This is a genomic window from Aliihoeflea sp. (genome assembly GCF_052435475.1).
Lineage (GTDB): Bacteria > Pseudomonadota > Alphaproteobacteria > Rhizobiales > Rhizobiaceae > Aliihoeflea.
Genome location: NZ_JBQVMV010000030.1, coordinates 1 through 22290, shown reverse-complemented (window position 1 = coordinate 22290; position 22290 = coordinate 1). Strand labels below are relative to the sequence as shown.

Annotated in this window: 23 protein-coding genes; 12 read left to right on the top strand and 11 right to left on the bottom strand. The window is 63.0% G+C overall.

Features of this window, described 5'->3' with window-relative positions:
- Positions 1–72 precede the first annotated feature (72 nt).
- On the bottom strand, positions 73–489 hold the full coding sequence (locus ACT6QU_RS19040; RefSeq protein ID WP_444565839.1) for a pyridoxamine 5'-phosphate oxidase family protein: 417 nt from the start codon (positions 487–489) through the stop codon (positions 73–75).
- Positions 490–596: 107 nt separating this feature from the next.
- On the opposite strand from ACT6QU_RS19040, the gene ACT6QU_RS19035 reads away from it, so the two are divergent.
- Both ACT6QU_RS19035 and ACT6QU_RS19030 read left to right on the top strand, forming a co-directional pair.
- Positions 597–1592 carry a hypothetical protein gene (locus ACT6QU_RS19035; protein ID WP_444556671.1) on the top strand — a complete coding sequence of 332 codons (996 nt, stop codon included), beginning with the start codon at positions 597–599 and terminating at the stop codon, positions 1590–1592.
- Positions 1589–1927, top strand: a complete 339-nt coding sequence (locus ACT6QU_RS19030) for a YciI family protein (protein ID WP_444556670.1) — start codon at positions 1589–1591, stop codon at positions 1925–1927. The genes ACT6QU_RS19035 and ACT6QU_RS19030 overlap by 4 nt, the downstream gene beginning before the upstream one ends.
- Here ACT6QU_RS19030 and ACT6QU_RS19025 read toward each other — a convergent pair.
- Positions 1905–2462: a TetR/AcrR family transcriptional regulator gene (locus ACT6QU_RS19025; protein ID WP_444556669.1), complete on the bottom strand. Its 558-nt coding sequence runs from the start codon at positions 2460–2462 to the stop codon at positions 1905–1907. The two genes, ACT6QU_RS19030 and ACT6QU_RS19025, sit on opposite strands and share 23 nt — an antisense overlap.
- Before the next feature lie 92 nt (positions 2463–2554).
- Between ACT6QU_RS19025 and ACT6QU_RS19020 the strand changes: the two genes are divergently transcribed.
- The 3 genes from ACT6QU_RS19020 to ACT6QU_RS19010 all read left to right on the top strand — a co-directional run bounded on the left by ACT6QU_RS19020 (position 2555) and on the right by ACT6QU_RS19010 (position 7016).
- Positions 2555–2875, top strand: coding sequence for a DMT family transporter (locus ACT6QU_RS19020; RefSeq protein ID WP_024588857.1), 321 nt, complete (start codon positions 2555–2557; stop codon positions 2873–2875).
- A 160-nt stretch (positions 2876–3035) separates the two neighbouring features.
- Complete coding sequence (carB, locus tag ACT6QU_RS19015; RefSeq protein WP_444565838.1) at positions 3036–6515, top strand: carbamoyl-phosphate synthase large subunit; 3480 nt, start codon at positions 3036–3038, stop codon at positions 6513–6515.
- Positions 6516–6821: 306 nt separating this feature from the next.
- Positions 6822–7016: a hypothetical protein gene (locus ACT6QU_RS19010; RefSeq protein ID WP_444565837.1), complete on the top strand. Its 195-nt coding sequence runs from the start codon at positions 6822–6824 to the stop codon at positions 7014–7016.
- 339 nt (positions 7017–7355) lie between these two features.
- Here the strand turns inward: ACT6QU_RS19010 and ACT6QU_RS19005 are convergent, their stop codons facing one another.
- The 3 genes from ACT6QU_RS19005 to ACT6QU_RS18995 all read right to left on the bottom strand — a co-directional run bounded on the left by ACT6QU_RS19005 (position 7356) and on the right by ACT6QU_RS18995 (position 9470).
- Complete coding sequence (locus ACT6QU_RS19005) at positions 7356–7958, bottom strand: ATP-binding protein (protein ID WP_444565836.1); 603 nt, start codon at positions 7956–7958, stop codon at positions 7356–7358.
- A 549-nt stretch (positions 7959–8507) separates the two neighbouring features.
- Positions 8508–8762, bottom strand: a complete 255-nt coding sequence (locus ACT6QU_RS19000; protein WP_444565835.1) for an AlbA family DNA-binding domain-containing protein — start codon at positions 8760–8762, stop codon at positions 8508–8510.
- A gap of 549 nt (positions 8763–9311) precedes the next feature.
- A complete protein-coding gene (locus tag ACT6QU_RS18995; RefSeq protein ID WP_444565834.1) occupies positions 9312–9470 on the bottom strand; it encodes a hypothetical protein in 159 nt (52 codons plus the stop codon).
- 151 nt (positions 9471–9621) lie between these two features.
- Here ACT6QU_RS18995 and ACT6QU_RS18990 point away from each other — a divergent pair, with 151 nt between their 5' ends.
- The gene (locus tag ACT6QU_RS18990; protein WP_444565833.1) at positions 9622–11658 is read left to right on the top strand and encodes an elongation factor G; all 2037 of its coding nucleotides are present in this window, start codon (positions 9622–9624) and stop codon (positions 11656–11658) included.
- 316 nt (positions 11659–11974) lie between these two features.
- Here the strand turns inward: ACT6QU_RS18990 and ACT6QU_RS18985 are convergent, their stop codons facing one another.
- The gene (locus tag ACT6QU_RS18985; protein WP_444565832.1) at positions 11975–12808 is read right to left on the bottom strand and encodes an IclR family transcriptional regulator; all 834 of its coding nucleotides are present in this window, start codon (positions 12806–12808) and stop codon (positions 11975–11977) included.
- A 129-nt stretch (positions 12809–12937) separates the two neighbouring features.
- Here ACT6QU_RS18985 and dctP point away from each other — a divergent pair, with 129 nt between their 5' ends.
- The 3 genes from dctP (at position 12938) to ACT6QU_RS18970 (ending at position 15924) form a co-directional block, all read left to right on the top strand.
- On the top strand, positions 12938–13996 hold the full coding sequence (dctP, locus tag ACT6QU_RS18980) for a TRAP transporter substrate-binding protein DctP (protein ID WP_444565831.1): 1059 nt from the start codon (positions 12938–12940) through the stop codon (positions 13994–13996).
- Between the two features lie 63 nt (positions 13997–14059).
- Complete coding sequence (locus ACT6QU_RS18975) at positions 14060–14611, top strand: TRAP transporter small permease subunit (RefSeq protein ID WP_444565830.1); 552 nt, start codon at positions 14060–14062, stop codon at positions 14609–14611.
- Positions 14608–15924: a TRAP transporter large permease gene (locus ACT6QU_RS18970; protein ID WP_444565829.1), complete on the top strand. Its 1317-nt coding sequence runs from the start codon at positions 14608–14610 to the stop codon at positions 15922–15924. The genes ACT6QU_RS18975 and ACT6QU_RS18970 overlap by 4 nt, the downstream gene beginning before the upstream one ends.
- 33 nt (positions 15925–15957) lie before the next feature.
- On the opposite strand, the gene ACT6QU_RS18965 is transcribed toward ACT6QU_RS18970, so the two are convergent.
- From ACT6QU_RS18965 to trxB, 4 genes are all read right to left on the bottom strand, one after another.
- A complete protein-coding gene (locus tag ACT6QU_RS18965) occupies positions 15958–16668 on the bottom strand; it encodes a hypothetical protein (RefSeq protein ID WP_444565828.1) in 711 nt (236 codons plus the stop codon).
- A complete protein-coding gene (locus ACT6QU_RS18960) occupies positions 16662–16790 on the bottom strand; it encodes a hypothetical protein (RefSeq protein WP_444565827.1) in 129 nt (42 codons plus the stop codon). The genes ACT6QU_RS18965 and ACT6QU_RS18960 overlap by 7 nt, the downstream gene beginning before the upstream one ends.
- Before the next feature lie 201 nt (positions 16791–16991).
- Positions 16992–17888, bottom strand: coding sequence for a LysR family transcriptional regulator (locus ACT6QU_RS18955; protein ID WP_024588866.1), 897 nt, complete (start codon positions 17886–17888; stop codon positions 16992–16994).
- A 36-nt stretch (positions 17889–17924) separates the two neighbouring features.
- Positions 17925–18896, bottom strand: coding sequence for a thioredoxin-disulfide reductase (trxB, locus tag ACT6QU_RS18950; RefSeq protein ID WP_444565826.1), 972 nt, complete (start codon positions 18894–18896; stop codon positions 17925–17927).
- Positions 18897–19148: 252 nt separating this feature from the next.
- Between trxB and ACT6QU_RS18945 the strand changes: the two genes are divergently transcribed.
- A complete protein-coding gene (locus tag ACT6QU_RS18945; RefSeq protein ID WP_024588868.1) occupies positions 19149–19619 on the top strand; it encodes an Lrp/AsnC family transcriptional regulator in 471 nt (156 codons plus the stop codon).
- 1 nt (position 19620) lies between these two features.
- On the opposite strand, the gene ACT6QU_RS18940 is transcribed toward ACT6QU_RS18945, so the two are convergent.
- Positions 19621–20424: a glycosyltransferase family 25 protein gene (locus ACT6QU_RS18940; RefSeq protein ID WP_444565825.1), complete on the bottom strand. Its 804-nt coding sequence runs from the start codon at positions 20422–20424 to the stop codon at positions 19621–19623.
- Between the two features lie 83 nt (positions 20425–20507).
- Between ACT6QU_RS18940 and ACT6QU_RS18935 the strand changes: the two genes are divergently transcribed.
- Both ACT6QU_RS18935 and ACT6QU_RS18930 read left to right on the top strand, forming a co-directional pair.
- Positions 20508–21455, top strand: a complete 948-nt coding sequence (locus ACT6QU_RS18935; RefSeq protein WP_444565824.1) for a hypothetical protein — start codon at positions 20508–20510, stop codon at positions 21453–21455.
- On the top strand, positions 21433–22167 hold the full coding sequence (locus tag ACT6QU_RS18930; RefSeq protein ID WP_444565823.1) for a glycosyltransferase: 735 nt from the start codon (positions 21433–21435) through the stop codon (positions 22165–22167). Before ACT6QU_RS18935 ends, ACT6QU_RS18930 begins: the two co-directional genes overlap by 23 nt.
- The last annotated feature ends 123 nt before the right edge of the window (positions 22168–22290 follow it).

Genomic DNA, 22290 nt, shown 5'->3' with positions numbered 1-22290 from the left:
ACACCTCCTGTCGATTGCAGGAAGGGAATCACACCGCAGAGCCCTTGGGAATCTCGTTTATGGGTATGTCACCTAGAGCTTCACCTCGCCGTTTTCCTCGCCGTCCCAATAGTGAACCCGCTCCGCGCTCACCTTGATCATCACCAGACCTTCGGTGTCGACGCCGTCCTCGAACCAGTCGTCGAGATCGGGATTCCAGTGGTCCTCGAATGCGGCCTTGTCGCGCATGATCTCGGCCTTGCCCTGAACCGCGACCATGAACATGTCATCGCCCTGGAAGGCGAGCGACACGTTCGGATCGGCCTCGATATCGGCGACCATACGCGCGTCGCTCATCGTGAAATAGTAGGAGTCGCCTTCATATTCGACGTCGCCATTGTTGCTCATCGGCCGGCCGGCAATAGTGCCGCCGTCGGTCCGCGTCATCAGCATCGCGATGTCGATCTCGCGCATCTTGTCGGAAAGGTCGGAAAGCGACTTGGCTGGCATCGGATGGTCCTCTCGGGGTGTCGGCTGAATTCCCGTCCCGAACACCGCCGAGGGCTCGCTGTTCCCGCGATTTGCCCGCGCCTCCCATCTCGTCCATCTTCATCGCGATGGATCGAACACAATCGACGACTGAAACCCCTGAACCTCCAGACGATCTAGCGCTGTGGGAACTCCACGCCTGGTGCCTCGGCGCCGTCCAGCCGCCCGGCCCGGTCGTGCGCCGCGGCGACAACGGCCGTCTCATCCACGCCGCACGAAACGGTCTGGACCGGCACGCCATCGACGAGACCCGCATGGCCGAACTCGAGCACATGCACCTTCTGGAGCGCTCCGGCGACGAGATCCGCACCACCTTCCCCATCATCGGGCCACAGGCCGCGGCGCCCCTGCGCCGCCATGCACGCATCTTGGCCGAAAAGCTCCTGGCGCGCCTGACCGACCCCGCGACCCGCATCCGCGATCACCTCACGTCTCAAGGCCTCACCGGCCACACTTTCGCAGTCGTCTTCGGCCATGCGCTCGACGGGCTGATGTGGTCCTCCCTCGCCGGCCATTGCGCGATCCCCGACACGCGCCTCACCTCCGACCCCCCGTTCTGGAACGGCACTTTCTGGGCGATTTGGCCGCCACGCGAAAACCCGGCCGGCGTCAACGAGGCAAGGTTTCCCGGCACGACCCTCGTCATGGTCTGGACGACCCGCACCGAAGAGCGCCTGAAATCCTTCGCCCGCCAGCCCGGCCTCGAAGCCGCATTCCGGTCGATTGCCGCGGGCTCGGCCCCCACATTCTCCCACGGCGTCGACAACCTCCCACGCATCCCCGTGATACGCCCCGGCGATCCGCTCGACCTGCAGTCGCAAGCGCTCGCGCGGCCTGTTGCGGATGCCCTTCTGAGCACGCCTCTCCCCGCCATCGAACGCGCGCGCGGTCCGCACGACGCCCGCATCATCCTCGGCCACGAACTCATCTGGGAACTGGCCGACCTGCTGCAAGTCGGCAGTCTCATTCCCCGAAGCGCGAGTTGGACCCCGGCGAGCAACATCTTCCTGCGCACCGAAAGCGACTGGACGCAGCTTCGCGAGCGATACATCATTGGGACATGACCAAGTATCTCATCTCCTTCCCGAGCGAAGCGATGGTGCTTACGGACGATCGGCTCGCGATCGCCGATGTTCAGTCCCACAAGGTGATCGAGGAGGCCAAGGCCGCCGGCGTCTATGTGTTCGGCGGCGGAATCAACGGTCAGGTCGTTCCCGTGCTTGTATCAGCCGATAGGTCGATCTCGCCCGGAACCTACCCGGGCAGCCGTCTAGACGGCGGCTTCGCCGTGCTGGAATTGCCGAGCCGCGAGGAGGCTGTCTTGTGGGCCGGAAAGTTGGCGGCAGCCTGCGGCTGCGCGCAGGAACTTCGCGAGTTCATGTTCGATCCGGCGAGTTGACAGGCGCTTTGCCCGTCAGTTCAGCTATGTCCGCGAACACTCCGCCCCACTCATTCTCGTCGATGTCGAGAATTCCGAGTCCGCGCAGCATGAAGACGCCCTCGCAGGCCAGAAACGCCAGCCGCCGCCTTCGCCCGTCCGCATCGTCGCCGAAACTGTCCAGCCAGCCGCGATAATCCGCGCGCAGCGGTTCCGCCTCGTCGCCGGCTTCCACCACGCCCGCCATCAGGCTCGCCGCCCGCGCCGCCATCGCCGCGCTCTCCTCACGCGTCGCGTCGATCCGCGCCCGAAGGCGGTCGCCGCCGGCCGCATCGAGCCGCGCCGCCATCTCCACCTCGAACCGCTTCAGATCGCGCTCCATCATCGCCGCGATCAGCGCCGACTTGCTCGGGAAGCAATAAAGAACGCCGCCCTTCGAAACCCCCGCGCGCGACGCCACCTGGTCGAAGGTCAGTTGACCCGCACCTGCCTCGCCCACGATCGCCTCGGCGGCGTCGAGTATGGCATCGCGGTCGATCGTTCTCTTTCGTCCCAAGTCGATTTCCTCTTTTCAATCCGTCCGGTCGGATATATATAAACCCTGTCCGGCCGCCTGTCACGCGGCCTTTCGTTTTGATGGAGACTATCATGGCATGGGTTTTTCTGGGCCTCGCAGGACTGTTCGAGGTGGTTTGGGCGACGTCGATGAAGATGTCGGCCGGCTTCACCAGGATCACGCCGACAGCGATCACCATCCTCGCCATGATCGTTTCCTTCACCTTCCTGTCCATGTCGCTGAAGGCGCTGCCGCTCGGCACCGCCTACGCGATCTGGACCGGCATCGGTGCGGCCGGCGCCTTCGTCATCGGCGTCATGTTCATGGGCGAAGCACTCACCTTGGGGCGCGCGATCTCGATCCTGCTGCTCGTCTCGGGCATCGTCGGGTTGAAACTGTCGTCCGGCGTCTGAACGGCCGCGCCCGCCATCCACAACCCGCATTTTCGGGGTTACGTTCGCGCGCGCCTTTCCCTATAAGGCGCCCTTAGCCTGACATACGAAATCCTTCTGCCGCACCGGTCGCCTCGCGCGCCCGGCCGTCGCGGCAGAACGCGCGCGAGACGGACACTCCATGCCAAAACGCACTGACATCAAGTCGATCCTGATCATCGGGGCCGGCCCCATCGTCATCGGCCAGGCCTGCGAGTTCGACTATTCGGGCACCCAGGCCTGCAAGGCGCTGAAGGCCGAGGGCTACCGCATCATCCTGGTCAATTCCAACCCGGCCACGATCATGACCGATCCGGAACTGGCCGACGCGACCTATATCGAGCCGATCACGCCGGAAGTCGTCGCCAAGATCATCGCCAAGGAGCGCCCCGACGCGCTGCTCCCGACGATGGGCGGCCAGACCGCGCTCAACACGGCGCTCTCGCTGCGCCGCATGGGCGTGCTGGAGCGCTACAATGTCGAGATGATCGGCGCCAATGCCGAAGCGATCGACAAGGCCGAGGACCGCTCGCTCTTCCGCGAGGCGATGCAGAAGATCGGCCTCGAAACCCCGCGCTCGATGCTCGCCAACGCCTCCGACGCCAAGGACGCCGACAAGCGCGCCCACGAGGCCCGCCGCGCCGAGCTGAAGGCCTCCAATCCCGCCGACCTCGACGCCGCACTCGATGCGCTCGAGACCGAATGGAACCTCGGCGAAGGCGACCGCAAGCAGCGCTATATCGGCCACGCGATGGGCATCGCCGCGCAAGCGCTCGACCTCGTCGGCCTGCCTGCCATCATCCGTCCCTCCTTCACCATGGGCGGCACCGGCGGCGGCATCGCCTACAACCGCGCCGAATTCTTCGACATCATCGCCTCCGGCCTCGACGCCTCGCCGACAACCGAAGTCCTGATCGAGGAATCGGTCCTCGGCTGGAAGGAATACGAGATGGAAGTGGTCCGCGACCGCGCGGACAACTGCATCATCATCTGCTCGATCGAGAACATCGACCCGATGGGCGTCCATACGGGCGATTCCATCACCGTCGCCCCGGCGCTGACCTTGACCGACAAGGAATACCAGATCATGCGCAACGCCTCGATCGCGGTGCTGCGCGAGATTGGCGTCGAGACCGGCGGCTCCAACGTCCAGTTCGCCGTCAACCCGGCAGACGGCCGCCTCGTCGTCATCGAGATGAACCCGCGCGTCTCGCGCTCCTCGGCGCTGGCCTCCAAGGCCACCGGCTTCCCCATCGCCAAGGTCGCCGCGCGTCTCGCCGTCGGCTACACGCTCGACGAACTCGACAACGACATCACCGCCGGCGCCCTGCCCGCCTCGTTCGAACCCTCGATCGACTACGTCGTCACCAAGATCCCGCGCTTCGCCTTCGAGAAATTCCCCGGCGCCGAGCCGACGCTAACCACCGCCATGAAGTCGGTCGGCGAAGTCATGGCCATCGGCCGCACCTTCCAGGAATCGCTGCAAAAGGCACTGCGCGGCTTGGAGACCGGCCTCACCGGCCTCGACGAGATCGAGATCCCCGGCGCCGACCAGGGCGACGACAAGAACGCCATCCGCGCCGCGCTCGGCACGCCGACGCCGGACCGCCTGCGCATGGTCGCCCAGGCGATCCGCATGGGCACCTCGCTCGAAGACGTCCACCAGATGTGCCGCATCGACCCGTGGTTCCTCGAGCAGATCGGCGCCATCATCGCCATGGAAGCGCGCATCCGCGAACACGGCCTGCCGCAGGACGCGCAGAATTTGCGCATGCTGAAGGCTATGGGCTTCTCCGACGCCCGCCTCGCCTCGCTCGTGAGAAAAGACGAGGAAGACGTTCAAAAGCTTCGGGCCAAGCTCGACGTCCACCCCGTCTACAAGCGCATCGACACCTGCGCCGCCGAGTTCGCCTCGCCCACCGCCTACATGTATTCGACCTACGAGACGCCGTTCGCCGGCAGCCTTGCCGATGAGGCGCAGGTCTCCGACCGAAAGAAGGTCGTCATCCTCGGCGGCGGCCCGAACCGCATCGGCCAGGGCATCGAGTTCGATTATTGCTGCTGCCACGCCTGCTTCGCGCTGGCCGACGCCGGCTACGAGTCGATCATGATCAACTGCAACCCGGAAACCGTGTCGACCGACTACGACACCTCCGACCGCCTCTATTTCGAATCCCTGACCGCCGAGGACGTCCTCGAAATCCTGCGCGCCGAGCAGAAGGCCGGCACGCTCCACGGCGTCATCGTCCAGTTCGGCGGCCAGACCCCGCTCAAGCTCGCCGACGCGCTCGAAAAGGCCGGCATCCCGATCCTCGGCACCTCGCCAGACGCGATCGACCTTGCCGAAGACCGCGACCGCTTCCAGAAGCTCCTCGTCAAGCTCGGCCTGAAGCAGCCCAAAAACGGCATCGCCTGGTCGGTCGAGCAGGCGCGCACCGTTGCTTCCGAACTCGGCTTCCCGCTCGTCGTGCGCCCGTCCTACGTGCTCGGCGGCCGCGCCATGCAGATCATCCACCACGAATCGATGCTGCAGACCTACCTGCTCGACACCGTCCCCGGCCTCGTCCCGGAAGACATCAAGCAGAAATACCCGAACGACAAGACAGGCCAGATCAACACGCTGCTCGGCAAGAACCCGCTTCTCTTCGACACCTACCTGTCGGAAGCCATCGAGGTCGATGTCGACTGCCTCTGCGACGGTCACGCCACCTACGTCTCCGGCATCATGGAACACATCGAGGAAGCCGGCATCCACTCGGGCGACAGCGCCTGCTCGCTTCCGGTCCATTCGCTCGACAAGGACATGGTCGCCGAGCTCGAACGCCAGACGGCCGCGCTCGCAAAAGCGCTCAACGTCGGCGGCCTGATGAACGTGCAATATGCGATCAAGGACGGCGAGGTCTACGTCCTCGAAGTGAACCCCCGCGCCTCGCGCACGGTCCCCTTCGTCGCCAAGACCATCGGCCGCCCCATCGCCAAGATCGCCGCGCGCATCATGGCCGGCGAGACGCTGGACGAAGCCTTCGCCCATTACGGCACCAAGCCCAACGCGGCCGATCTCGGCCACATCGCCGTCAAGGAAGCCGTCTTCCCCTTCGCCCGCTTCCCCGGCGTCGACACGCTGCTCGGCCCCGAAATGCGCTCCACCGGCGAAGTCATGGGCCTCGACCGCGACTACGCACTCGCCTTCGCCAAGGCCCAGCTCGGCGCCGGCGTCGACCTGCCGCGCTCCGGCACACTCTTCGTCTCCGTCCGCGACGAAGACAAGGCCCGAATCCTTCCGGCCGTCAAGCGCCTCGCCGGCATCGGCTTCAAGGTCCTCGCCAGCGGCGGCACCGCCCGTTTCCTGAAGGAAAACGGCGTCGAAGCCGAAAAGATCAACAAAGTCCTCGAAGGCCGCCCCCACATCGAAGACGCCATCCGCAACCGCCAGGTCCAACTCGTCTTCAACACGACCGACGGCCAGAAAGCCGTCTCCGACTCCAAGTCGCTGCGCCGCGCCACCCTGATGCAAAAGGTGCCCTACTACACCACCATGTCCGGCGCCGAAGCCGTCGCCGAAGCCATCGCGGCGCTGAAGGCGGGGAGTTTGGAAGTGAGGCCGTTGCAGGCGTATTTCTAGGCAACGCCCCATCCGCGCATGATCTCCCCCCTCGCGGGGGAGATGTCCGGCAGGACAGAGGGGGGCGCTGTCCCGCAAACCTATGCGCATAAGCTTCGCGGCATAGAATGATGTCGGCGTGTTCTTCCTTGTCCCCCTGTGGAAGCATGTGGCCTCGCGAAGCGAGGTCGGATGAGGGGTGTTGGCGCCACCTCGCCGCGCTTGATCTCCCCCCTTGAGGGGGCGATGTCCGGCAGGACAGAGGGGGGTGCTGTCCCGCGAGCCCATCCGTGTTAGCCTTGCTCCATGAAAGTCCACTACATCGCCATGATCCACAAGGAAGAAGCGAGCGACGGCGGCTTGTCCTTCCCAGATGGGCCGGGTGTGATTGCAGTGACGAGTTCGCTTGATGAAGCCCTGCGCGAGGCCGCCTCCTTCCTGGCATTCGCATTCGAGGATTGGCAGGGCGACCTTCCCGTGCCGCGAAGCCTCGATAACCTGCGCAAGGATGCCTATTTCTAGAATGGTCCGCCCATGCTGTCGTCGCCGCCGTCGCACCAGTGCCAAATATGGCAAACGCCGCATAGTCGATCGCTACATCGAAGACGCCATCCGCAACCGCCAGGTCCAGCTCGTCTTCAACTCGACCGTCGGCCAGAATGCCGTCTCCGACCGAAGTCCCTCCGCCGCCCACCGTGATAAAAAATGTTCCCTGCAACACCTTTCGCTGAAGGTGGGGTCGGAAATTCCGACCGATGCAGACGGATCTTAGGGCGACGCACTTTTGCGTTCTGCCCTCGTGGGGCCGAAGGGTGGGACGAGACCCGTAGTTCGGCCCACGCAAGTTTCGATCTTGGACAATCAACTACGGGAATTTACAGCCATACTTTTTCGCCAAGCAGAAGCATTTCCCTTTTTCTCCGGAACCGGCTCGATCAAGCCTCTATCTCGCAGTCTATAGAAGACTTCCTTCATCTGGTTCTCAGACCTGATACCGGTCAACTCGCGAGCTATCGAATTCCGAATTTCCGGATGATTAGACAGATAGTCAAGAACTGCTTCTTCAGGGGTAGCAAGGGGGTTGTGGCCAATCGTGACTTTCAGATAATTATCTCTTTCTTCAAAATAAGGCGGTTGTAATTTCCACTCTTTCATCTTATCAAACGCAGTGTTCAGTCCCTCTCCGAGGTCTTGATTCGGAGCATCTTTATATCTTCTTAAAGCTTTTACAATTTTTGGATTTCTACTATCCCTAACATCAAGTATGTTATTTACTGTTACATGGCCCGGTAATTTCCCTGGACTTATAACCTCAATTCTATTTTGAAATATTAATATCTGAACATCATCGCTTATCGAGTAATCGCGATGTATCAAAGCATTGACAACAATCTCCCATATCGCTTCAGGAGGGTATGAAACCTTTGTTAATCCCTCAGGCGTAAGGACGCTAATGTCAGACATGATTTCCGAAATTCGCCTAATGGAGTTGTGAATTTGCTGATATAATGCACCGCCTACTGTTTCGTTTATTTTGAGATGAGCCCGTTCAGGCTTTTCTTCTTTTGTGTCGTAGAAGACAAATCCGGGTCTCGCATCGAGTCGGAAAAACCCCTTGAGGGTTGTCGGCGTAGAGAAGCACACCGGCAGCCAATGGCGTCCAGTTCTGCGCGTCCAGCAAGCCCTCATTAACGGCGTACGATATCGCGCTAGGAACCACTGCGGATTCTGAGATGAATCGCGACATCTCATGTGAGTCCACCACGATTTCCGCGATGGTACCTTCAATTTTCTTATTCTCGTAGGATTGAGCCCCTTTCGAGAAGGCTAGTTGAGTAATTTTTTGTGCGTCCTTGATTGGAATACACTGGGCCCCTGTTCGAATGTAAACGGCTTTATCAGACGTCATACAAACGTCTCTGCTTTTATCTACAAATATTCGTAGTATAAAACCACCAAGATCCGGACAGCATAGAAACTGATACCTGAAACCAATTGACGGGCTAAGATCGACTATGCTTTGTAAATGGCCATTTTGAAATACTCTACATCTTTCGCTCCGTCCCAAAAATCAAATGTCGTCGCCTCAGAGTAGCCGTCCCTTATTCCAATTACTAACTCTCCACCATCAGCGTTGGCAAATGCAACCACAGCTTTCTGAATACCCTTTCCAGACACATCCTTCGATTTGCGATCGTAAAATTGATCTTCCGCAGATACGGCGAACAAAGTAGCTTCTTGCTTGGTAATTTCGGGAATTTCGGACATCATACTCCGCCCCATCTATGTATATTAGAACTCAATTTTACTTTTGCGGCATGACCCATACCGTCAAAATCCTACCAATTGATGCACCCCAGTTACTTCTTTAAGGCAATCATAGGTATCGCGAAGCTGGCGATCTCCGATCCAGCAAATCTGGGGGCCCGACGAAAGCGCAGTTTTTAGATTGCATCGCGCGACGCCCGCACAAAAACTTATCCCCCTCCCCCAATCCCCGCGCATAATCCCCCCACTGTCCTCATGGGAACCGGATGCGCACCGGGTGTCTGGGAGGATGGCGGAGACGTCCCCCTGCCGCTTCGGACCCGGTGGGCACGTGACGGCGCCGAGGTGGATGGGGCCTGCTTCATGCGGGTGCGGGAAAAGCCGCGGGTGCCTTGTGCATCTCTGACCGTCCGAACAGGCGACAGGCTCCGGACGGGCGAGCGAAAGATCGCACGCTACATACCCAAGACAAGCGATCCTTCGGCCGCCCGTCTTCCCGCTCTTTGACAATGCCCGGATCGTTGCGCGGGGCCGTTTCCGCGCGCCGCGTCAGCTCGTCGTCGGCGTCGGCTTGTCGCGCTCGCAGCCGCCCGGCCCTTCCGATGTGGGCCGCGTCTGGGCGCTGGCATCGCTTGCGAAGCCGGTCAGCGCCGTGGTCGCAAGGACGGCGAGGCTCGAGAGAGCGAGGGCAAGAAGACGCATGCGCATGACGACCTCCGTTCTGGCTTGCGCCAGCCTACGCCGCCCTTGCCCTTGCGGCAACTCCATGTGAAGCTTTGCGCCTCGGGAGGAAACCGCGACGGCCGCAGGCCGGCCGCCGCCGATGGCGCAGGAAGCGCTTCAGACGGGAGGTCGGACCATGGGTAAACGCGCGGGAGAACGACGCACGGGACCGAAATGCATCGCCATTGTCGGTCCCTTCGCAAGCGGCAAGACCACGCTTCTGGAAGCGATCCTCGCCCGCACCGGCGCGATCCCACGCCAGGGCGCCGCCGGCCAGACGGTCGGCGATTTCTCGCCCGAGGCCCGCGCCCACGCGATGAGCGTCGAAGCGACGGTCGCCACCACCGAGTTCATGGGCGAGAGCCTGACCTTCATCGATTGCCCCGGCTCCGGCGAGTTCGCCTATGAGGCGGTGCCCGTCCTGAGCGCCTGCGACATCGCCATCGTCGTCGCCGAGCCCGACGAGAAGAAGATCCCAGCGCTGCAACTGATCCTGCGCCAGCTCGGCGATCTGGGCGTGCCGCGCATGCTGTTCCTGAACAAGATCGACAAGGCCTCCGCCGGCGTGCGCGACACGCTCAAACTGTTGCAGCCCGCGAGCCGCACCCCGCTCCTCCTGCGCCAGATTCCCTTGCGCGAAAACGGCATCGTCGTCGGCTCGATCGACCTCGCGCTGGAGCGCGCCTATGTCTACCGCGAGCATGCGCCGAGCACCGTCACCGAAATCCCCGACGACCAGCGCGCCTCCGAGCTCGAAGCAAGGTTCCAGATGCTGGAAACGCTCGCCGACCACGACGACGCGCTGATGGAGCACCTGCTCGAGGAGATCGAGCCCCCGCGCGACGAAATCTTCGACGACCTTTCCGCCGATCTGCGCGACGGCGCCGTCACCCCGGTCCTGATCGGCGCGGCCGAGCGCGGCAATGGCGTGCTCCGCCTCCTGAAGGCGATCCGCCACGACGCGCCCGACGTAACCGCGACCCGCGAGCGCCTCGGCATTCCTTCGCAAGGCAAGCCCGTCCTGATGGTAATGAAGTCCGTCCACACGCCCCATGGCGGCAAGCTGTCCATCGCCCGCGTGCTGGCCGGCCAGGTCGGCGAAGCCACCGACATGTGGAGCGCATCGGGCGCGACGGGCAAGATTTCCGGCATCTACCGGATGCTGGGCAAGGATCAGACGAAAATCGCTTCCGCCGGCGAAGGCGAGACGGTGGCGCTCGGCAAGCTCGACGCGATCGCGACCGGCGACACGATCTCGACCTCCATGGGCGCTGCGGCGATCGCGGTGCAGCCGCCCGCCGATCCGGTCCACGCCGTCGCGCTGCGCTCGAAGGAGCGCAAGGACGACGTCAAGCTGTCCGCCGGCCTGCAGAAGCTGGTGCAGGAAGACCCCTCGCTCACCATGGAGCAGAACCAGGAAAGCGGCGAGACGATCCTGTCGGGCCATGGCGAGATGCACCTGCGCGTCGCCATCGAGCGGCTGGAGAACAAATACCAGATCGCCATCTCCGCCAGCGAGCCCGCGATCCCCTATCGCGAGACGATCCGCAAGCCGGTCTCGAAACGCGGGCGCCACAAGAAGCAGTCCGGCGGTCATGGCCAGTTCGGCGAGGTGGTGCTCGACATAAAGCCGCTCGCCCGCGGCGCCGGCTTCGAGTTCACCGACACGATCACCGGCGGCGTCGTGCCGAAGCAGTATTTCTCCTCCGTCGAAACCGGCGTGCGCGACAGCCTGAAGACCGGCCCGCTCGGCTTCCCGGTCGTCGACATCGCGGTCAACCTGGCCGACGGCTCCTATCACAACGTCGATTCCTCCGACATGGCGTTCCAGCAGGCCGCCCGCCTTGCCATGAAGGAAGCTTTGGCCGAGGCGGCGTCCGTCCTGCTGGAGCCGATCTTCAAGGTCGAGATCGTCACCCCTTCCGACGCGACCGCCCGCATCACCGCCATCGTCTCGCAGCGCCGCGGCCAGATCCTCGGCTTCGACGCGCGTCCCGGCTGGGAGGGCTGGGATGTCGTGGAGGCGATGATGCCGCAGGGCGAGATGCGCAATCTGATCGTCGAACTGCGCTCGGCAACCGCCGGCGCGGCGACCTATGTGGCACGCTTCAGCCACATGGCTGAACTCACCGGCCGGCAGGCCGAGGAACTGAGCCAGGGCAAGGCGGCGTGACGCACCCTGCATGAGAGCAAAAAAAAGCCGGATCGAAAGATCCGGCTTGAAGTATGGAAGTGCCTTTTCAGGCGAAACCTCCAGAGGGGAACACTCGCGGGCACCAATGGGAGGAGGAACGTGCCCGGGAGATGATCGTGATATGTGCTTTGAATGCCCAAAGATCAAGCAGTCCGTTTTGCATTGCACCCATGCAGTTTTGCATGGACGCCGAGTGATGATTTAAGCGTCTGTTTTTGTTCATCGCTTCATCATCTGGCTCAATCAGCAGGCAGTCTGTGCCTTGCCCGAAAATCCTCGCCTGCACGCAAAAAGATCATCTTCGACGACCGTTGAGCGCCGCCTCGACGCTGCGAACGAGGTCGCGAATCGCCGGGCCGACCTCGTCGTGCATGAAGCTTTCGGTGAACTGGTAGGGCGGCCCGCCGCAATTGAACGCATAGACGCCCGACCCGTCCGCCGCGACGAGTGGCGCCGCGACCGCATGAATGCCCGGCCGCCAGGCGCCGGCGGAGATCGCATAGCCGCGCTGGATGCAGGCCTCGATCTCGCCGCGCATCTCGCGCTCGAGTTCCGGCCAGTCAGCGCCGTAACGCGGCGCCAGTGCAGCGATGGCGCGTTCGCGCTCGTCCGGCGGCATCACCGATAGCAGCGCCCGCCCCATGGCCGACTGCGCCAGCGGAATGCCCGACCCGATGTCGAGCTGGAACGTGATCGCCGCCGATCCGCGCGAAATGTCGACGTAAAGCGCCCGGTTGCGGTCGCGTATGCCGAGCGCGACCGGCGCCGCCAGCCGCTCAGCCAGTTCGTCCATATGCGCCCGCGCGATCTGGCGTATGCCCAGATTGGCGAGCGCCGAATAGCCGAGCGTGATGGCGGAGGGCGCGAGCTGGTATTTGCCGGTCCGCGGCATCTTCGTCAGATAGCCGAGCGTGCAGAGCGTATAGGTCAGCCGTGTCACGGTCGGCTTCGGCAGGCCGGTCCGCTCGGCGATTTCCTGGTTGCCGAGGAACCCGTCGCGCGGCCGGAACGCGCGCAGCACTTCGAGGCCGCGCGCGAGCGCCGTGACGAACTTCCGGTCGCCGCCCTCGTCGGCGTCCACAGCCTCTCCCGCCGAATGCTGGTCGTTCTTTTCGGTCATGGTTGACATGGCCCCTCCATTCCCCAAGGATACCGAATTGTTGCGAAAGTCAATTTCGCAATGCGGAATTTGCGAGGCTGCCGCAGACGATCGGGCAGCGAGGGGGCCACGGCCCCGATCGAAGTGGAGGAAATGCGAATGTCCTATTTCAGCCGTCTGGCGCTCGCGCCGGCCGTCGCCGTGGCTCTGTCCGTCAGTGCCTTTGCTGCACAGGCGCAGGAAAGCGTCACCTGGCGCGTCCAGTCGCACTGGCCGCAATCGTCGAGTTCCTATGCCGACAGCCTGGAATATCTGCGCGACACGCTCGACGAGCGCACCGGCGGGCGGTTGAAGCTGGAACTGCATCCGGCGGGCGGCCTGTTCGGCGCCGACGAGATCTTCAACGCCGTGCGCCGCGGCGTCATCCAGATGGGCACGATTTCGCCCGCCTACGCGATGGGCGAGATGGAGACGGCCGGCATCGCCTTCGGCCTGCCGGCCGCGTTCGAGAACGAGTGGGAAGCGCAGTATTTCTTCAAGACGCTCGGATTCGAGGACATGGTGCGCGAGGATGCCGCCCAGCACGGCATCTACTATTCGACCGACAAGGTCTTCACCAACGAACTCGTGCTGACCAGCCGACCCGAAACGCCGGAGGACTTTCGCGGTCTGACGCTGCGTTCGTCCGGCACCTTGCAGAACTATCTGACCGATGCCGGCGCAGCAGTTTCGGCCATCCCGGGCTCCGAACTCTACCAGGCCCTCTCGTCGGGTGTCGTCGATGGCGCGCATTGGGGCGCCGTCCAGGGCGCACTGTCCATGAGCCTCTACGAGGTCGCCAAGTATCATGTCCGCCCGCCGCTCAGCGTCGGCGGCATCGACGCCTTCATCATCAATCAGGAAGCGATCGACGCGCTGCCGGACGACGTGCAGCAGATCCTCTACAACACGCTCGACCAGCAGTTCTGGCGCCGGACCAACGAGTATATCTTCGGCGAACAGCGCGCACTCGCCCGCGCCCAGGCCGAGCATGACGTCGAGGTCGTCGACCTTCCGCAGGAAGTACGCGACCAGATGCTGCAGGCCGCGCAGGTAAGCTGGCAGCGCGAGCGGGACCGCGGCGAACGCGCCGCCGCTGCCATGGACATGCTCGAGGAATTCCTCGCCGATCTTGGCCGGGCGCCTGCAAGCGCCGAGGAATCGGACGCCGCCGAATAAGGCACCTCCCGCGCCGGGCCCAGCGCCCGGCGCCCCTTCCCTCACATTCTACCGGATCATGCCATGAAGGTCCTTGGCGCGAGCGCAGGTGCGGTCACCTGGCTGAACGAATGGGTCGGGCGCATCACCGCCCATCTCGTCCTGTTCATGTTCGTCTTCCTGTTCGTCGAAGTGGTGCTTCGCTATTTCTTCCGCGCGCCGAGCAACTGGACCGGCGAGCTGTCGCAGCTTCTCTTCGGCGTCTATGCGCTTCTGGGCGGCGGCTACCTCCTGATCAACAACGGCCATGTGAATGTGGACCTGATCTATGGCCGCTGGTCGCGCCGCACCCGCGCCGCGGTCGACATCGCGACGTCGATGCTGTTCTTCGTCTTCGTGATCGTGCTCCTCTGGCAAGGCTGGTCGCTCGCCGCCGATTCCGTCGCGCGCTGGGAAACCTCGCAATCGGCCTGGAACCCGCCGGTCTGGCCGGTGAAGGTGATCATCCCGATTTCCGCAGCGCTGCTGCTGCTTCAGGGCCTCGTCAAGCTCGCCAACGACATCCTCATCGTCGCCGGCCACGAGCCGATCGTTCCCGACGCCAAGCCCCATGACGGCGCAGGAGACACGCTGTGAGCATCGAACTCCTGACCGTCCTCTTCTTCGGATCGCTGATCGTCTTCCTGATCCTCGGCCTGCCGCTCGCCTTCGTGCTCGGCGGCGTCTCGACGGCCTTCCTCTATTTCACCTGGGGACCGGACGCCTTCTACATCGTCGCTTCGCGCATGTGGACGACGATGAACAACTTCACGCTCATCGCCATCCCGCTCTTCATCCTGATGGCGATGCTGCTCGAACGCTCCGGCGTCGCGCAGAACCTCTACCGGATGATGCATCTGTGGTGGGGCGGCGTGCGCGGCGGCCTTGCCATCGGCACGGTCGGCATCTGCGGCCTCTTCGCCGCCATGTGCGGCATTTCCGGCGCGGCCGTCGTGTCGATGGGCACCATCGCCCTGCCCAACATGCTCAAGCGCGGCTACGACAAGGAACTGGCGCTCGGCGCCATCAATGCCGGCGGCGGCTTCGGCATCCTCATCCCGCCCTCGATCCTGATGGTGCTCTATTCGCTGATCACCGGCGTCTCGGTTGGCCAGCTCTTCGCGGCCGGCATCGTGCCCGGCATCCTCCTGATGGTGCTCGTCTCGCTCTACATCGCGATCCGCTGCTACATCCAGCCGCATATGGGCCCGGCCCTGCCTCCGGAGGAACGCAGCGACTGGGGCGAGAAGATGCGCGCCCTCGGCTCGGTCCTCTTGCCGATCTTCATCGTCGTCATCGTGCTCGGCTCGATCTTCGGCGGGCTGGCAACGCCGACCGAGGCGGCCGCCATCGGCGTCTTCGGCGCCATCGTCGCCGCGCTCGTCAACCGGCAGTTCTCCTTCAAGATGCTGAGCGAAGCCTGCATGCGCACCTTCCGCCTGACCGCCATGGTCATGTGGATCTTGTTCGCCGCGCACGCCTTCTCCACCGCCTACAATGCGATGGGCGCGCAAAGCTTCATCCTGGAGATGATGGAATACGTCCCCGGCGGCGCATGGGGCGCGCTGGCCGCCATCCTCGTCATCCTGTTCTTGCTCGGCATGGTGCTCGATCCGGTCGGCATCATGCTGATCACGCTGCCGGTCTTCCTGCCGATCGTCCAGGCGCACGGCTTCGACCCGATCTGGTTCGGCATCGTCTTCATCGTCATGATGGAGATCGGCTACATGACCCCGCCCTTCGGCTTCAACCTCTTCTACCTGAAGGGCGTCGCACCGCCGGAAGTGACGATGGGCGACATCTACCGCTCGGTCATCCCCTACACGCTGGTGGAACTCTTCGGCCTCGCCATCATCATCGCCTTCCCGGCACTGGTGTTGTGGTTGCCGCAATTGGTCTATGCGCGATGACGAAAGGCGCCGGTTGCAAAACCGGCGCCTCGTTCAGGTCTCGGTTGATCCACCATTTCCGGTTGTCCGGTGGGCAGCGAGCGTCTCTTCCAGCTCGATGATCGCTTGCTTGAGCCTGTCATCGAACGGAACAAGCAACTTCCTCAAGGGCGTGTCTTCAGACGGCCACTGCGCTTGAAAATTTCGATATACGAACTCGATAGCGCCCAATAACTCAACGAGCCTCCTATCGAATATCGGTTCGTGGTGAGCAATACGATTGCGCGCCTGATAGATGACTTCCAAGGCGTCTGACACATCGGTTCGACTAAGGGTCTTGTTTGGAAAAATACCTTTGAGAGCCCTCTTCCAAAGCGTATTTTCGTAGTCCTTGGAAAACAGGCGTTTCCAAAAATACAAAGTGAGTTGGGCTATGACCTGACCATTTCCGACCGTAAGAACGCGTTGACGCGCCTTCACGCGTTTTTCATGTCCGAGACCAGAAGGCACGCCAGATGGATAAGCCTGAAGGTCGAGCGACTTCTTCTCGACATTGTTCAACTTGGCATAGGCTGCGCGCTGAGCATAACCGACGGCCTGCCTGATGCCCTTGGCTTGCTCATCACCCCAAACAAACGGCGCAGGAGGATTTCGCAACCAGTCAGGAACGCCGAATGATGTGCGCAAACTCTCACAGATGGCGTTGCGAATGGAAATCTCGATGACCGCGATTATCGGAGCAAGGGCAGCACCGACCGCTAACACCCTTTGATGCAGATGTATGGCATCGCGATCACTACCAGCGACTGCGTGAAAAGTCGCAGGCGCTCGGACGACAGATAGAAGGCGATCGCAGTCACGTCCTCATCGAGCAATTCCATTGACATCTGTTCCCCCTATCGACATATTCCGTCTTGAAACGTCGAGATAAAGGTCGGCAGCACGCTTGGTTCGTGACGGACACTCGACGCCCTATAGAAAAGGCGCTCGTTCGGGCGCCTTTTCGTATTTTTACGCTTAATTGAATTGCTCGCTTTTGCCAGTGGTTGTCCAAAGTCCCGTGCGGTCTCCTGGATAATCGCAACGGTTCAATACGCCCAGCTTCTTGCCTTCGCGATCAGAAAATCCCGAAACACGTGCAGCTTGACCTGATTGCGCATCGCATCAGGGTAGCAGAAATAGGTATCGAAGGACGGCACTTCCGTTTCCGGCATGAGCTGGACGAGCGGGGAGCCCTGTTCGATCGTGTAGTCGGGCAGCATGCCGATGCCGGCGCCCTTCTCGATCGCGGCCTTGATCGACAGGATGTTGTTGATCTGAAGGCTGGCGATCCGCTTCGATCCTTCCGGCCGCCCCGCCGTCTCCAGCCAATTCATGTCGGCAAGGTGCGAGGGCACCGGCTCGCCGAAGGTGACGATGCGGTGCTTGTCGAGGTCGGCGATCGAGTTCGGCTTGCCGTGCTTGGCGATATAGGACGGCGCGGCGAAGAGGTGGAAATGCACCGTGAACAGCCGCCGCTGGATCAAATCCGGCTGCTGGGGCTGACGAAGCCGGATCGCGCAGTCGGCCTGGCGCAGCGTCAGGTCGAGTTCCTCGTTGGCGAGGACGAGCTGGAGCTGGATGTCGGGATAGAGGTCGAGAAATTCCTGCACGCGCTCGGTCAGCCAGCCCGAGCCGAGCCCGACCGTCGTCGTCACCCGCAACGCGCCGGACGGCCGGTCGGTCGTCTCGGTGAGCTGCGCCTTCACCTGTTCGAGCTTCATCAGCACGTCATGCGCCGTGCGATAGAGCATCTCGCCCTGTTCGGTCAGCACCAGCCCGCGCGCGTGGCGGTGGAAGAGCGCCACGCCGACATCCTGTTCGAGCGCGCTCACCTGCCGCGAGATCGCGGATTGCGACAGGCGCAGCGTCTCAGCGGCATGGGTGAACGACCCGGCCTCCGCCGCGGCGTGAAACACGCGCAATTTATCCCAGTCGAGCGCCATTTTCCCCTCGTATGATCTTGCTCTTCGCCGCGGCAACTACTCCGCAGCTTCGCGGTGAACCTCCAGTTCGGCGATGTAGCGTTCGGCCTCGAGCGCCGCCATGCAGCCCATGCCTGCCGCCGTCACCGCCTGGCGATAGATGTCGTCCGTCACGTCGCCCGCCGCGAAGACGCCCGGAATGTTCGTCGCCGTCGAATCCGGCGCGGTCCACAGATAGCCGTTCGGCTTCTGCTTCAGCTTGCCGGCGAAAAGCTCGACCGCCGGCGAATGCCCGATCGCGACGAAGATGCCGTCGATCGGCATCTCGCTGATCGCGCCTGTCTTCACATGCCGCAGCTTGAGCCCGGTGACGGAGGGCGGCAGCGGCGCCTTCCGCTCGCCGGTGATCTCCTCGACGGCGTGGTCCCAAACCACCTTGACGTTGTCCTTGGCCATCAGCCGGTCGCGCAGGATGCGCTCGGCGCGGAACTCGTCGCGGCGATGGATGACCGTCACCGACTTCGCCAGATGCGAGAGGTAGAGCGCTTCCTCGACCGCCGTATTCCCGCCGCCGACCACCACCACGTCCTTGCCGCGATAGAAGAACCCGTCGCAGGTCGCGCAGGCCGAAACGCCGAAGCCCATATAGGTCTCTTCCGACGGCAGCCCGAGCCACTTCGCCTGCGCCCCGGTCGCGATGACCAGCGCGTCGGCGGTCCATTCCTGCCCGGAATCGGTGCGCAGGCGGAACGGGCGAACGTCGAGATCGACCTCCGTCACCAGATCGCTGACGATTTCGGTGCCGACATGCTCGGCCTGCTTGAGCATCTGCTCCATCAGCCACGGACCCTGGATCGGGTCGGCGAAGCCGGGATAGTTCTCGACGTCGGTCGTGATCATGAGCTGGCCGCCCTGCTGCATGCCGGCGATCAGCACCGGTTTCAGCATCGCCCGCGCGGCATAGATCGCCGCCGTGTATCCGGCCGGGCCGGAGCCGATGATGAGAACAGGTGCGTGACGGCTGCTCATGGCAAGACCCCTCGAAAGAACCGCGCTATGGCGCGTCATGAAATACCAAACGCCGATCTAAGTATGACCATGGGTGCCGTGCAAGGCGGCAATGCCATTTCACACAGTTGCGTCGGCAAGTTGACAATGCCGCGCACGGTTGTCCCCGCCAATCCGGCAGAGCGTCGCACGCGCGCCATTGCGAAATTTCGCCATCTGGGTAATTTCCTTTCGTCCGCACGAAAGATTCGTGCGCAAGCGAAAGAGCCCGCGATGAAAGCCGATCTCGACGCCATCGACTGGAAAATCCTGGCCGAGTTGCAATCGGACGGGCGGATGACGAATGTCGAACTGTCGCGCCGCGTCGGCATTTCCGCGCCGCCCTGTCTGCGCCGCGTCAAGCGGCTGGAGGACGCCGGCGTCATCCGCGGCTACCGCGCCCTCCTCAACACGCAGGATCTCGGCCTCCACGTCGTCGCCTTCTGCCTCGTCGGCCTCAACCACCAGTCCGAATCCGACCTCAAGGCCTTCGCGGAAAAGACCCGCTCCTGGCCGATCGTTCGCCGCGCCTGGATGGTGTCGGGCGAAAGCGACTTCATGCTCCATTGCGTCGCCAAGGACCTCGCCGCCTTCCAGGCCTTCGTCATCGAGGAACTGACCTCGGCCCCCAATGTCGACACCGTCCGCACGGCGCTGACCATCCGCCAGGTCAAGGACGAGGGCCTCGCGGCAATCGGCGAGTAGATCACCGAAACGGTATGCGGCCCCACCGCGTGGCACCGAAAAGTGTCCTCGTCCGCCCCGCGATCGCAATCGCGCCCTTGGCAACGCCTGACACGACCTCGCGCCTGATCTTCGCCAGCGCCCCGAGCTTCTGCCTCGTCGTCAGCCGCTCCTCGTAAAGTTGGCTTTCATAGGTCCGCGCATCGCCATCGACCCGCCGCAGCTTGGCGAGCTTCAATCCCTGGATCGCCACCGCCGGCACGAGCTGATGCACCCGCGCGCGGGCAAACGGCTTGCCTTGCGGGTCGAACAGGAAATCATCGACCTGCCTGTCGATCGTCGCGCTCGCCTCGACCAGCATCCGCGCCGTCACCGCGTCGAGCGCATAGGCGCCCGCGCCAAGATGCTTGCCCGTCAGGACATGCACTCCGCGCCCATCCAGCGTCGCCACCGGCGCCTTGGCGATGAATGTCGGCGCGAGATACGTCTCCAGCTTGACGAGCCCGGCCTGCTTCGGAAACCAGTCCGCGCCGCGAAAGAACGGCGCGGCGCCTTCGCCGAGAAACACATCGTCCTCCAGCACCACCCCATGGCTTTCGCCGCTCTCGACCAGCGCCTGCCAGCAACGCCGATGGCTGGTGAAACACGCCGTCTCGCCGCGGCTCAAGCGTCGCCCCTCCAGCGCATTGACGTGGCTGTCGAAATCGCCCGCCTGCCCGTCCGTCGCGGCCAGCCGCGTGAACGCGACGCCGATGCGTGCGAACTCGCGTTCCATATGCGCCAGGCGTTCGGGCGCGCGGTCGAGATTGATGACGAGAACCAGCATACGGCCTTCCTAAGTGAACCGTCGCGCAGATGACAAGTCCCGCGCGCCGCGCTAGACACCGCGTCAAACAAAGCCGAGGCCATGTGAACGAAACCGTCAGCGGATACCGGTTCAAGCCCGACGACCTCGGCGTCGGTCGCCGCACGCCCGGCATCAGCATCTTCATGCGCGTGCGCAACGGCGCCGATTTTCTCGAAGCCGCGATCCGCAGCCATGCCGACGCTGTGGACGAGATCGTCGCCGTTCACAACCAGTGCACCGACAGCTCGGACGCGATTCTCCATCGCCTCGCCGCCGATCTCGGCCCGAAGCTGCGCGTGATCCATTATCCGGACCGCGTCTTCCCGCCCGGCAGCGAAGGCCATGCGCGCGAGGTAGCGGATTCGCCGGCAAGCTTCGTCAACATGTCGAATTTCGCGCTCGCGCAGACCCGGCACACAATCGCGATGAAGCTCGACGACGACCATGTCGCCATCGCCGACCGCTTCGCCCGCCTCGCCGCGCGCGTCAGGTCGAACGCGTTCCGTCTGAACGAAACCCTCTGCTTTTCCGGCATCAACCTCGCCCGCGGCGCGGATGGGACGATCGGCGTCCCGGCTCACGAGCCGCTGGTCGGCACAGGCGACCATTTCCTGTTCGAGGTCCGCCCCGACACCTTCTTCCGCCACGATCCCCGCTTCGAACATTTCCACCATGCCGATCCGCGCGTCTTCGGTGACATTACCTACTGGCATCTGAAATATTTGAAGGCCGGGCTCGGCTTCGCCAATTACGAGATGGACGAAACGCCCAATCCGCGCTTCGAACGCAAGAAGAAGCGGCTGATGGAAAACCGCAGCCTGCTGACCATAGCGGAACTGGCCGCGCGCCAGCCCGCTTGGGCTGGGCTTGCGCGCCATCTTCCGCTGCCCGAAAAGACCAGGCTCAAACTCGCGCGGGCCCATGCCTTGCGCACCGATCCGCCGGCGCTCGACCGCGCCACGCTAGGATCGGCCCTAGGAGAGACGCATGACGACCACGATCCCCGATAATGTGACGACCGTCCTGACGAGCTGCGGCCGGTGGGATTTCCTCGTCGTCTCGCTCGACACGTTCCTCTCGCATCACAAGCCAGGCCGGTTCATTCTCGTCGAGGATTCGGCCGATCATGAGTTCGCGGCGCGTATCCAGAAGCGCTATCCGCAGATCGAAGTGGTGCTCAACGATCCGCGCCTCGGACAGCACAAGGCGATCGACCGCGTCTATGCGATGATCGACACGCCCTACATCCTGCATCTGGAAGACGACTGGCATTTCCTCGGCGAAATGGACATCGCCGACGGCATCAAGGTGCTGGACTCGAACCCGGCCGGCATCACCGCCGTCTGCTTCGCACGCTTCACCGGCCTGAAGAAGCGCCAGCGCATCTTCGGCCGCAAGGTCGACCATGACGGCCGCCCCTACATGCACATGGGTCGTTCGCACCGCGAATGGCACGGCTTTTCGTTCTATCCGAGCGTCCTGCGCAAGGATCTGTGGCTCGAGCACGGCCCCTATGCCAAGTTCCAGAACGAGCGCGCGATCTCGAAGCACATGAAGGCGGCCGGCAAGGAAATGGTCTACCAGTTGCCCGGCGTCGGCGTCCACATCGGCTCCGGCAAGAGCGTCTACGACCCCGCCCGCGCCAACGAAAACCGCCGCGTCACCGGCGCCTTCTGGTCCCGCCTCTTCGGCCGCAAACGATATTTTTTCGACAAGGGGTAAGGCAGGAGACGGGGTCGTTTCTTTCGAAGAGGACCCCCACCCTCTATCCCTCCCCACAAGGGAGATCGTTGCAAAATTGGTTGTTTGTGATTCAGTCGTCTTTGTTTGGAGGCGGTTTGATGA